Origin of the sequence: Neobacillus bataviensis LMG 21833 (assembly GCF_000307875.1) — a bacterium.
GTDB lineage: Bacteria > Bacillota > Bacilli > Bacillales > Cytobacillaceae > Neobacillus > Neobacillus bataviensis.
Genome location: NZ_AJLS01000056.1, coordinates 49,619 through 62,443, shown reverse-complemented (window position 1 = coordinate 62,443; position 12,825 = coordinate 49,619). Strand labels below are relative to the sequence as shown.

Here is a 12,825-nt window from a genome sequence, read left to right as displayed (position 1 = left end):
TAGTAAATTTTGGTGATGTCTCCTCCCCTTTATCGATGGAGGCACTCGGTCATGCTGTGGGTCTAAGACCTTAGACGCAAGTCGTCGGTAGTGTGGTGTGAGGACGGGTTGGATGCCCATTTTATAAAAATTTTAATGATGTGTCTATTTTTACAAAAGGCATATCCTTAAAATTTTTAAAGAATGTAGAGAAAGGAAGGGAAAGGATGACTTACCGGCAAAGATTATCTTTATTAATAGTAATTGATTCATGCGTTGTTTTGACTGCCATATTCTTTAGCCGCTTTTTAGTAAATGCAACATTTAATGTAATTACTTTTCCAATCGTGATAAGTTCTATTGTCATATTACTTAGTCATTATTTTTTCTCATTATTATTTCACCTGTATAAAAAGTCCTGGGAGTTTGCCAGTGTTGGAGAATTAATAAGTATCTTAAAGGCGGTAACCTTCTCAATTCTAGTTGCAGCTGTTGTTCAGCAGCTACTAACTCAAGAAATTCAATTCCGATTATTAACCGTTACTTGGTTACTTAATATGTCCTTTATTGGTGGTTCCCGTTTTTGCTGGAGGGTATTTCGTGATTCGTTTCTTAACAAATCAGATAACAAGAAAAGAACTCTTATTGTCGGGGCGGGTTCAGCCGGGGTGATGGTTGCAAGACAGCTGAATAAAAATAATGAAGCAGATCTATTACCAGTTGGATTCATTGATGATGATGAAAAAAAACAGAAGCTTGATATTTTGGGAATACCCGTCATTGGGGGAATAAAGGATATTGAGGTTGCGGTTAATGAATTAAAAATTGATAACATTGTCATTTCCATCCCATCCTTAAGTAAAAGGGAATTAAATACCATTTTTCAAGAATGTGCAAAAACCAATGTTAAAACACAAATCCTTCCATTATTAGAAGACCTAATGACAGGAAGAATATCAGTTAATCAATTTCGTGATGTCCAAGTTGAGGATTTACTTGGCCGCGAGCCTGTAGAACTAGATATCGACAGTATTTCAGAAAATATTACGGGTAAAGTGGTTTTAGTTACTGGAGCGGGCGGTTCCATTGGATCGGAAATTTGCCGGCAAATATCAAACTTCAATCCTAAAAGGCTTGTTTTATTAGGGCATGGTGAAAATAGTATCTACTCGATAGAAATGGAATTAAAAGAAACATATAAGAAAACCCTTATTGAATTTGTACCTGTGATTGCGGATTTACAAGATGAAAAAAGGATGATGCTTGTAATGAGTACTTACCAGCCAGATACCGTCTACCATGCGGCAGCACATAAGCATGTCCCTTTAATGGAAGGGAATCCTGAAGAAGCAGTTAAAAATAACCTAATTGGAACAATGAATGCAGCTAAAGCAGCAAGTTGGAATGGGGTAAAAACCTTTGTCATGATCTCAACGGATAAAGCCGTAAATCCAACGAGTGTAATGGGGGCAACAAAAAGACTTGCTGAGATGATTATTCAATATATGGACGGCGAAAGCGATACAAAGTTTGTTGCCGTACGGTTTGGGAATGTTTTAGGCAGCCGGGGTAGTGTGATTCCGTTATTTAAAAGACAGATTGAAAATGGGGGCCCAGTCACAGTAACACACCCGGATATGGTTCGTTATTTTATGACGATTCCAGAAGCATCAAGGTTAGTTCTTCAAGCGGGTTCGCTTGCCAAGGGTGGAGAGATATTCGTCTTGGACATGGGAGAACCAGTGAAAATAGTTGATTTGGCAAAAAATCTAATCAAACTATCGGGAAATTCAATTGATGAAATAGGAATTGAATTTACGGGAATGAGACCAGGCGAAAAGCTTTTCGAAGAATTACTAAAAGAGGATGAAGTTCATGAACAACAAATCTATCCAAAGATTTATGTCGGTAAAAAATCGGAACTTTATTTACAAGAAATAGAAGAAATAATATCAACTTATTCAAATCTCGATAAACACGAAATAAGGGAGAAGCTATTAAATATTGCCAATCATAATGTCCTGCTAAAAACTAGATTGTCAGTTTCAGTGTAACGAAGTTTCATAAAAAAGGATAATGGGTGGAAGACGGTATGTATAAAAGAGTATTATTTTGTGCAACGGTAGATTATCATTTTAAAGCCTTTCATTTACCATATCTAAAATGGTTTAAAGAACAGGGATGGGAGGTTCATGTAGCCGCATCTGGAACCATGAATCTTCCATATGTAGATAAAAAATATAATATCCCTATTCAAAGGTCTCCATTTAACAAAATGAATCTGGGAGCATACAAAGAATTAAAAGATATTATTGATCAAAATCAGTTTAAAATCATCCATTGCCATACACCAATGGGGGGATTGCTAACAAGGTTAGCAGCTAGAAAAGCAAGAGGGAAGGGAACAAAGGTTCTTTATACAGCTCATGGATTTCATTTTTGTAAAGGTGCACCATTGACCAACTGGATGTTATATTATCCAATTGAAAGAGTACTATCCCAGTTTACAGATTGCTTGATTACTATTAATGAAGAGGATTATAGACTTGCATGCAAACATCAATTTAAGGCAAACCAAATTGAACATATTCATGGGGTAGGAGTCAATACAGAACGATTTGCTCCTGAGAAAGATAAATCAATACTAAGGCAAAAGTATCATTATAGCAATGATGCTTTTTTGATGTTTTATGCAGCAGAATTTAATAAGAATAAAAACCAAGAATTACTAATTAGGTCAATAGCCATAGTGAAAAATGAAATACCAAATGCCAAACTTTTATTGGCCGGGGAGGGGCCTCTTTTACAGGAATGTAAAGGCCTTGCTGATAAGTTGGGTGTTAAGAATATGATTGATTTTCTTGGCTATCGAAATGATATTACTCAATTACTTAAAATAAGTGATATAGCTGTTGCATCCAGCTTACGAGAAGGGCTGCCGGTAAATATTATGGAAGCTATGGCATGCGGATTACCTATTATCGCAGTTGAGAACAGGGGGCATAGGGATCTTATTTCTGATAATGAAAATGGATGGCTTGTAGGAAATAATAACATGGAGATTTCTGATAAGATGAAAATCCTTGCTGTAAATAAGGAATTAAGAGATCAATTTGGTTTAAAAAGCAGGGGTATAGTTTTATCAAAATATAGTTTAAATAAAATATTAGAGGAAAAGAGCAAATTATATCAAGAAGTAATAGATAAGATTGGAGAAATTCATCAAGCATTCTATTAAGGATCTTTTATTTGTGAGGAAGGGATATAGAAAATGTTAAATAGTAGTCCGAAGGTTTCTGTAATTATGGGAGTTTACAATTGTGCAGAAACCCTATCCCAGAGTATTGAATCAATTATTTACCAGACCTTCTCTGATTGGGAATTTATTATTTGTGACGATGCTTCTACGGATACAACTTATGAAATAGCCTACCAATATACTAAAATGTATCCTGAAAAAATCAAATTACTTAAAAATGAATCTAATATGAAGCTTGCAGCAACATTGAACCGATGTCTCAATGCCGCTTCAGGCCAATATATTGCACGACAAGATGGTGATGACATCTCCGTAAGTAATAGATTAGAAAGACAGGTTTCATTTCTTGACGCTTACGAAGAATACATGTTGGTCGGTACAGGAATGATTCCCTTCGATGAAAGAGGGGACATGGGTTTTCGAATTGGTAAGCCAATACCGAGCAGGGTGGATTTACCCATGAATAACACCTTCATGCATGCTACAATCATGATGCGAAATAAGGGTTATACAATTTTAAATGGATATCGCGTTACAAAGCGTACAAGGAGAGCCGAAGATTACGATTTGTGGATAAGATTTTTTGCTGCCGGATTTAAAGGCTATAACTTACAGGAAGCCCTATATAAGGTAAAGGAGGATGAATCGGCTTTTAGGCGCAGAGAGTTTAAGTATTATTTTGATTCAGCAATTCTAGTGTTTCAGGGGTGTTATACACTAAAACTTCCAATAAAATATTACCTTTATACATTAAAGCCTATAATCGTAGGAATTACTCCAAGGTACCTGGTGAAGAAATATCATAAATATAGGGCTCAGAAATATATACGAAAATTGGTTTAAAAAAAATGCAGGATATTAGGAGGATAAAGGCTTTATAACTATTGAAAGTTGGATGGCTAATGACTATTCTTTGGATTAATTTGCTGGTTGTTTACACTTTTTCCTTTTTTGCAAGATACTTTTCCACAACAGTTTTGGCAACAGAATTTTCACCCTCATTAAGACCAAACAAAATCTTAGTTTTTGGTGGAATTTTGACATTAGTAATGGTCTCCGGCCTTCGATCAAATATAGGAGATACGTATTTTTATAAACGGATATATGTGTACAATAATTTCACTTGGGAATTTATAACCTCCCAGAAAGATATAGGGTTCGGGATTCTACAACTATTCCTAAAAAAACTCTCAGATGATCCTCAAATATTGTTGTTCACAACCGCATTAATAACCAATGTACTTATTATTCTTGTCCTGTACAAATATACGAGGATATTCGAACTAAGTATTTATGTATTTATTACTAGTGGTTTTTTTATCGTATCAATGAATGGAATTCGGCAATGTCTAGCGGCTGCAATTGCCTTTGCTGCAACAAAGTTTCTATTTGAAGGAAATTGGAAAAGATACATGCTTGTTGTGCTGCTTGCTTCCACCATACATCAATCCGCACTAATTCTTATTCCAATCTTTTTTATTATTAGGAGAAAAGCTTGGACAAAAATGGCATTCCTACTTTTATTTTTGGCAATACTTATTGTGATTGGATTCAATCAATTTACTGAAGTGCTATTTACTGCGCTTAAGAATACTCAATATGGAATATATAAAGATTTTAAGGAAGGCGGCGCAAACGTTATCAGGGTGGCAGTCGAAGGGGCTCCACTGCTAATAGCTTTCCTCGGTAGGGAAAAACTAAGGAAAATCATGCCAAATAGTGATTATATTGTAAATATGGCCCTGATTGGCTTTATCTTAATGATTATTTCTACTCAAAATTGGATCTTTGCTAGGTTTGCCATTTATTTTAGTTTATACCAATTTATTTTAGTTTCCTGGATTGTAAAGTTGTTTAAGGAAAAAGATCAACGATTAATTTATTTTGCGATACTAATACTTTATTTAGCATATCATTACTTTGATAGTGTAATAACCATGAATATTGTTTATAAAAGTGACTATTTTGATCCTATCTTTCAATTAAGGGGGTGGTTAAATGAACGATAAGGAAAATCCAAAGAGAGTTTTGCATATAGTTAGCTCGATGGATCGCGGTGGGGCAGAAACACTTCTAATGAATATTTATCGTAATATGGATAGAGGGAAAGTCCAGTTTGATTTTATTACACACTCAGCCAGGAAGGGAGATTTTAATGATGAAATTATTTTTCTGGGGGGGAAAATCTTTCAAATTTCTAGCCTTGGAGAAATAGGTTCTGTCCTGTATTTGAAGGAACTAAAAAAAATAATGTCAAAAAACAATTATATTGCGATCCATTCACATACTGATTATCAAAGTGGTTTTCCTGCATTAGCCGCAAAAATCTGCGGGATTCAAAAGAGAATATGTCATTCCCACAGCAATGATTGGCCGCAAGGTAAAAGTTATCGGGCAAGGCTTACATTAAAGGTTCTGCAAACATTAATAAAGATGACAGCGACAAATTATTGCAGTTGCAGCATTGAAGCAGCTGAATTTATGTTCGGTAAAAAGGCTGTTGCCCAAGGGAAAGTAGAAATTTTAAAGAATGGAATCGATATTAATCAATTTATTCATTTAAATAGCAGCAGAGATAGTGTGATACAAGAGTTAAACCTTCCGGAAAAAGTAAAAATAATCGGTCATGTCGGGAGGTTTTCGGAATCTAAAAACCACCTATTCATCTTAAATGTATTAAAGAAAGTCATAGAGAAGGATTCTGCTTTTGTAGCGCTTTTAATTGGAGACGGTCCATTAAAAGGACAAATTGAAAAAGAAGCTGAAAGACTTGGAATTTTAAAGAATATAAGATTTTTAGGAGTTAGGGCTGATATACCGAGGCTAATGAAAGCATTCGATGTTTTTCTATTTCCCTCATTATTCGAAGGGTTTGGCATTGTAACCTTGGAGGCTCAATGTGCGGGGACGCCTTGTATAGTATCAGATGAAGTACCAAAAACCACAGATATGGGACTTAATTTAATTACCTATGTAAGTTTGGAAGAGGACCTTACTACATGGTCTAAAGAAATTAATAGGGCAATATTAATGAAACGACCAGATAAAAAAATGATAAATAACCATTTCATAAAGTATGGGTTTAGTATTCAAGAAAATGTTCCTAGATGGCTATCACTTTACTTGAAGGATAATTCGACTGGTATCTCCAACTCATTTAATCTATTAAGGAGTTAATAGTAATGAAAAAACAATTACTATTTATAACACAATACCTTCATACGGGAGGAATCGAGAAAAGCTTATTAACCCTACTATCCGAACTTGATTATGACCATTACGATGTGGATTTGCTTCTGTTTGATTATAGCGGGGTTCTGTTCCAACTAGTGCCGCCTGAAGTGAATATTCTACCGCCATTATTTGAAACTTTTTCGACACCTTTGTTACAAGCAGCACCAGAATTATTAAAAAATGGCAAGTATGGTTTATTAATCGGTAAAGTACTTGCTGCCAGCCTTTCAAAGTTTTCTTCAGGTGTTGGAACTGGTGCTAGATGGAGTGTTTATCGAAATATCCTCAAGAAACAACCAAAACATTATGATGCGGCAATTAGTTATATCGACTTTTTTTGTAATTATTATGTCATAGAAAAAGTAAGTGCAAAGCGAAAAATTGTTTATAATCATATGGATTATGCCTACAGTCAAAAAGCAGGATGGCCCTGTCCCAAGCTGGAAAGAAAAAGCTTTTCAAAATGTGATTCCATCGTAACTGTAGCAGAATCCGCTAAAGAATCACTAGAATCATACTTCCCTGAGTTTTCGAATAAAATGCATGTGATCCATAACAGAGTATCATCCGATACCGTGCTTTCCCTTTCAAATGATACGACGGTATTAAAAGGTCTTGAACAAACCAATGAAATCAAAATAGTTACTGTTGCCAGACTCGTTGATGAAAAGGGAGTCTTTTTTGCATTAGAGGCCTGTAATATCCTAATTGAAGAAGGCTTTGAAATAAGCTGGTATCTAATTGGGAATGGACCCTTATATGAGGCACTAAAGAAAAAGACAAAAGAAATAGGTATCGAAAGGAATTTTATATTACTTGGTGAGCAGGCAAATCCATACCCCTTTATGAGTCTAGGTGACATATATGTTCAACCGTCAAAAACGGAGGCTCATTGTGTTGCTGTAGAGGAAGCAATCGCGTTAAAAAAGCCAATTGTTGTAACAGATATCCCTTCATTTAATCATCAAATTCAAAATGAAAAAACTGGAATCATAGTAAAACCGAATGCAACGGGAATTGCCGAGGGAATCAAGCGATTAATCCGGTCATCTGAATTAAGAGAGTTACTTACAAATAACTTACTAACTACTTCAGACAGACACAAAGAACAGTTAATGAAGCTTTACAGTTTAATAGAAGGATAATCAAAGAATGTAGGGGATGACTAGTAGTGAAACGACTGTTTGATTTCTTCATTTCAATGATGTTATTTTTTTCACTATTACCCATTTTTGTCGTTTTTGCCTTGTTGGTAAAGTTAAAATTGGGTTCGCCAATCATATTCAAACAGCAGCGCCCTGGATTATATGGAAAACCCTTTTACCTTTATAAATTAAGAACAATGACAGATGAAAAAGATCATAAAGGTCAATTGCTGCCAGACAATAAAAGGTTGACCACATATGGGAAATTTCTAAGAAGGTATAGTTTAGATGAATACCCACAGCTAATAAATGTAATTAAGGGAGATATTAGTTTAGTTGGACCAAGACCATTATTAATGGAATATCTACCACTTTATTCAAAAGAACAAGTAAAACGCCACAATGTTAGACCAGGTATAACAGGCTGGGCACAGGTTAACGGCCGGAATGCGATATCATGGGAGGAAAAGTTCACCTTAGATGTCTGGTATGTAAACAATCGTTCATTCTTTCTTGATATAAAAATTCTATTTCTTACGGTATATAAAGTAATAAAAACTGAAGGAATAAACCAACCGGGGAGTGCGACTACAGAATGTTTTACAGGTTCGAATCCCACGGTGAAGGGGGGGCATGGATGAATATCGCGGTAATTGGTCATGGTGGTCACAGTATGGTGATTTCCGATATGATTTTTTCAAATGGGGGTCATCATATTGTAGGGTATTTAGATGATAAATATGAACATATAAGACTAGCAGTGAATATTTTTTGTGGTCCAATTTCGTCTGCAAATAGATTGATTAGCCATTTTAAAGACATAAAATTTGTAATGGCCATCGGCGATAATAAAACAAGGAAAATAATTGTTCGGAAATTAAACCTGCCAGATGAATACTATATTACAATCATTCATAAATCGGCCGTTATTAGTCCCAGTGCAAAGATAGGGTTTGGTACCGTTGTAATGCCTAACGTGGTTATAAGCGCAAATACCAATGTCGGCAATCATTCAATAATAAACACGGGCTCAATAATCGAGCATGATAGTATTATAGGCGACTATTCCCATGTATGTCCAGGAGCTACACTAACGGGTGCTGTTCAACTTGGTGAAGGCGCCTTCATAGGAGCAGGAGCAACTATTATTCCAAATATTCAGATTGATGAATGGACTATTATTGGTGCTGGAGCAACTGTCATTCATGATATTCCAGCGCACTGTACTGCCCTAGGTATTCCTGCAGCGGTTAAAAAAAATGACTCAATAAAGGTGGAGGTGAATTAATTGTTAAATAAAACAAATATGAAAAGAATCTTTTTATCTCCACCACATATGAGTGGCTACGAACAAAAATATATTAACGAAGCATTTGAAACAAACTGGATTGCACCATTAGGGCCGAATGTCGATGCCTTTGAAAAGGAAATAGCTGAATATGTTAGAGCCAATGATGCCGTAGCTGTGAGTTCAGGAACAGCAGCTATTCATTTGGCTCTTTCTTTATTAGATGTTAAAAAGGGTGATCTTGTCTTTTGCTCGAGCCTTACCTTTGTGGCGAGTGCAAATCCGATCATTTATCAGAGGGCTGAACCAGTTTTTATCGATTCAGAACCTGATACATGGAATATGTCACCTCAAGCACTTGAAAGAGCATTTCATGATGCAATTAATGAGGGAAGGCTACCTAAAGCTATCATTGTTGTTAACTTATATGGACAAAGTGCAAAAATGGACGAAATTCTTTCTATTTGCAACCATTATCACGTTCCAATTATCGAAGATGCGGCGGAGTCTCTGGGCTCCACTTATAAGGGTAAACCAAGTGGAACATTTGGTCGCTTTGGGATTTTTTCGTTTAATGGCAATAAAATTATCACTACATCCGGAGGAGGGATGCTCATCTCAAATGATACTGTGGCATTAAAAAGGGCTCGTTTTTTAGCCACACAGGCACGTGATCCAGCACCCCATTATCAACATAGTAGTATTGGATTTAATTATCGGATGAGTAATATATTAGCGGGAATCGGAAGAGCCCAATTGGAGGTTTTAAATGGTAGGGTCGAGGCTAGAAGATTTGTATTTGAACGCTATTATAAGGAATTATCTCATTTCCCTGGATTCTATCTCATGTCGGAATTAGAAAATACCCGATCCAATCGTTGGCTTACAGCTCTTATCATCAATGAAGCTGAAGCAGGGGTTTCTGCTGGTGATGTCCTAAAAGCCTTGGAAATTGAGAATATAGAGGCAAGGCCAGTTTGGAAACCACTTCACTTGCAGCCGATCTTCCAAGGGGCAAGATACTATCAACATAGTGAAAGTGAAAGTATTTCAGAACAATTATTTAAAAACGGAATATGTTTACCATCCGGATCAAATTTGAAGGAAGAAGATCAGTTGAAGGTTATTAATTGTATTAAAGATGTGATAAATAATAGTTCGAAAGAAAGGGATGTTATCCATATTTAAATAATCGGATATAACAAGGTAGGTAAAATTATGATTGGAAGTAGGATCCATGAAATTCGGATGAAAAAAGGACTCACATTATCAGAACTTGCTGTTAGGGCAAATATATCCAAATCCTATTTAAGTAATATTGAACGGAACCTAAATCAAAACCCATCGATTCATATTATTAAGAAGATCGCAGTTGTTTTGGATGTGGATGTAAGGGAATTGTTAAAGACAGAATTATATGAAGAAACTCATCAATACCTTGAAAGTGAATGGGTTGATTTTATTAATGAATTAAAACAATCGGGTGTTAAAAAAGAAAAGATTCATGAGTATAAAACTTTGATTGAATTTATTAAATGGAAAAATGAACAATCAGGAGAAAAAAGTAACTATGGAGCCTCAAAAAATTAGTGTTATTGTTCCGAAAAATTTCAAATGTTTAATAAGAATAATAATTTTTGAATTTTTGTAAGGGTGGAACATAAAGATGGATGAGTATATATTTTTAACCGAATTTATTAGTATAAATAAAAACATCCCGTTATTTACCCTTGCTTACGTATTGTTTAAATGTAGACCATTAATGCCAAGGAATCCTTTACTAAGGATAAATACTATTAAATATATACTCAAACAGAAAGAGAGAAATGTAGTGCCACTTCCAGTCCATGGGGAAATAGCCATAAAAGTTGGCGATTTCAATTATAAAATAATTAGCCTAAGAGAAAAAGCTATCTACACTGTTTGTAATGAGGGTAGTGAAACAGAAATTTATGAGAAACTAGGTTACAGTCATTCCAATAAGATGTACGAGGAAATAATAAGCGTTGACACTGAAAACAAAGTTATAAAGGGGGTATTCTATAATGGATATCACCCAAATATTGCAAAAAAGCATATGAAACTTAATAAGAAGTTTTGCCATTTATTTTATGACTTAATAACAAATTCAGATCTAAAAGAAGTTAGTGCAAAAAAATATGCGAAATCACTTTACTTAGATTGTTTGAAAATTTTGGATAGAAATTCATCTGAAATAACAGTCGAACAATTTAATTATGTAAAGAAGTTTATTTTGAGTAGATATAAAAAAATTGCCAATGAGTTCTTGGAGGATGTTCTACACCTTACGTTAAATCACGGGGACATAAAAAAAGAAAATTTGATTGAGGATGGTAAAAGGCTCATATTAATAGATTGGGAATTTTGCGATTTTCGAATTCCCTCACATGATTTACTTCAATTCATGAAAAGGTATCCAAATCTTGAGCTAAGTTTTTATAGAACATTATTTGAAACTCTAAATAATAATTTGAAATTAAATGAATTGCTTTATAAAGAATTATCTAGGTATTTCCAACTATTAGGCAAAAGTTATTTAGATATATTTTATTTAGAAGATATTAAGATTAGACTGACTCAATTTGAAAATAGAAATTATGCGAAAGATTTCTCAAGATATATAGTGGGTTATATTAAGGGGATTGAAGAAAAGTCGACATGATTCTAAAGGTATGAAATGAGGATGGAGAGTATGAAGAAGGATATGTTATTTGTAATTGACTCCTTAAATTGTGCGGGGGCTGAGAAGAGCTTAATTTCCCTTCTAACCATATTAGATTATTCCAAGTTCAATGTTGATTTGATGCTTTTTGGTCATGAGGGCATCCTGCAAGGGCTAGTCCCAAAAGAAGTGAATATACTAACACCACTAAAGTATACGGAATTCACAAAGATGAACCTAAAAAAAGCTGTTATCTATTCTTTGAAAAAGAAAAAAGTTAATATGTTAACCTCGAGGATTAATTATTCAATTAAAATACGTAAACAAAAGTATAGCCATGCCGAGGAGGCTAGATTGTTTTGGGAAAGTGCTGGAAAAGTAATTGAAAAGCGTACTAAGGTTTACGATATTGCGATAAGTTATGCTCAAGGCATACCAACGTTTTACGTAGCTGAAAAAGTTAAGTCGAAGAAAAAATATGCGTGGGTGAACGTTAGTTATCGGTTAAACGATAAGGAAAAAGGTTTTCAAAAAAAATTCTATGATCAATTCAATAAAATTGTTGCAGTTTCTCCTTCAGCAAAGGAAATATTTTTAGAAACATTCCCATGTTATTCAAATAACGTGGAAGTTATTTATGATATAAATAATTCCCGGTTTATTTTTGAAATGGCTAATTTAGGTGAAGCATATGAGGATGATTTTGATGGATTAAGGATTCTTACGATTGGAAGACTAGCCCATCAAAAAGGATATGATATAGCCTTAGCTGCATGTAAAAAGCTTAAAGAAAAGGGAATTCATTTTAGATGGTATGCGTTGGGGATAGGTCCCTTATATTCAGAGATTAACGAATATATCATTAAAAATGAGTTGTCAGAGCACTTTATTTTATTGGGGATTAAGGTGAATCCATATCCCTTTATTAAAAGCTCCGACATTTATGTTCAAACATCAAAGTTTGAAGGATTTGGGCTCGCAATAGCTGAAGCGAGAATGCTAAATAAACCAATCGTAACAACAAGATTTGATGCTGTATTTAATCAAATGATAGATAGAAAAAATGGTCTAGTTGTGGATATGAACGCAGATGCCGTTTGTGATGGGATTTTAAAATTAATCGGTGATGAGGAGTTGACAAAAAGCATTACCCAGTTCTTGTCGAATGAAAAAAAGGGAAATATAGAGGAGATTGAGAAGTTTTATCACCTAATCGGATAAATGAAAGCGAGTTCTG

General features: G+C 34.7%; 12 protein-coding genes. All 12 read left to right on the top strand.

The window, feature by feature from the left end; translation table 11 throughout:
* Positions 1-206 precede the first annotated feature (206 nt).
* The 12 genes from BABA_RS09915 (at position 207) to BABA_RS09860 (ending at position 12,809) form a co-directional block, all read left to right on the top strand.
* A complete protein-coding gene (locus tag BABA_RS09915; protein ID WP_007085039.1) occupies positions 207-2,033 on the top strand; it encodes a polysaccharide biosynthesis protein in 1,827 nt (608 codons plus the stop codon).
* Positions 2,034-2,071: 38 nt separating this feature from the next.
* Positions 2,072-3,217, top strand: a complete 1,146-nt coding sequence (locus BABA_RS09910; protein ID WP_007085038.1) for a glycosyltransferase family 4 protein — start codon at positions 2,072-2,074, stop codon at positions 3,215-3,217.
* 33 nt (positions 3,218-3,250) lie between these two features.
* Entirely contained in the window at positions 3,251-4,081 is an 831-nt protein-coding gene (locus BABA_RS09905) for a glycosyltransferase EpsE (protein ID WP_007085037.1), read from the top strand.
* Between the two features lie 59 nt (positions 4,082-4,140).
* Complete coding sequence (locus tag BABA_RS09900) at positions 4,141-5,247, top strand: EpsG family protein (RefSeq protein WP_040345884.1); 1,107 nt, start codon at positions 4,141-4,143, stop codon at positions 5,245-5,247.
* Complete coding sequence (locus BABA_RS09895; protein WP_007085035.1) at positions 5,237-6,415, top strand: glycosyltransferase family 1 protein; 1,179 nt, start codon at positions 5,237-5,239, stop codon at positions 6,413-6,415. The genes BABA_RS09900 and BABA_RS09895 overlap by 11 nt, the downstream gene beginning before the upstream one ends.
* A 5-nt stretch (positions 6,416-6,420) precedes the next feature.
* Positions 6,421-7,617, top strand: coding sequence for a glycosyltransferase (locus BABA_RS09890; protein WP_007085034.1), 1,197 nt, complete (start codon positions 6,421-6,423; stop codon positions 7,615-7,617).
* Positions 7,618-7,643: 26 nt separating this feature from the next.
* A complete protein-coding gene (locus tag BABA_RS09885) occupies positions 7,644-8,258 on the top strand; it encodes a sugar transferase (RefSeq protein WP_007085033.1) in 615 nt (204 codons plus the stop codon).
* The gene (locus tag BABA_RS09880) at positions 8,255-8,905 is read left to right on the top strand and encodes an acetyltransferase (protein ID WP_007085032.1); all 651 of its coding nucleotides are present in this window, start codon (positions 8,255-8,257) and stop codon (positions 8,903-8,905) included. The genes BABA_RS09885 and BABA_RS09880 overlap by 4 nt, the downstream gene beginning before the upstream one ends.
* An 18-nt stretch (positions 8,906-8,923) precedes the next feature.
* The gene (locus tag BABA_RS09875) at positions 8,924-10,093 is read left to right on the top strand and encodes an aminotransferase class I/II-fold pyridoxal phosphate-dependent enzyme (RefSeq protein ID WP_040345877.1); all 1,170 of its coding nucleotides are present in this window, start codon (positions 8,924-8,926) and stop codon (positions 10,091-10,093) included.
* A 30-nt stretch (positions 10,094-10,123) separates the two neighbouring features.
* Positions 10,124-10,495, top strand: a complete 372-nt coding sequence (locus tag BABA_RS09870; RefSeq protein ID WP_007085030.1) for a helix-turn-helix domain-containing protein — start codon at positions 10,124-10,126, stop codon at positions 10,493-10,495.
* Between the two features lie 76 nt (positions 10,496-10,571).
* Positions 10,572-11,588, top strand: coding sequence for a phosphotransferase (locus BABA_RS09865; protein WP_007085029.1), 1,017 nt, complete (start codon positions 10,572-10,574; stop codon positions 11,586-11,588).
* A 30-nt stretch (positions 11,589-11,618) separates the two neighbouring features.
* Positions 11,619-12,809 carry a glycosyltransferase gene (locus BABA_RS09860; RefSeq protein WP_007085028.1) on the top strand — a complete coding sequence of 397 codons (1,191 nt, stop codon included), beginning with the start codon at positions 11,619-11,621 and terminating at the stop codon, positions 12,807-12,809.
* The last annotated feature ends 16 nt before the right edge of the window (positions 12,810-12,825 follow it).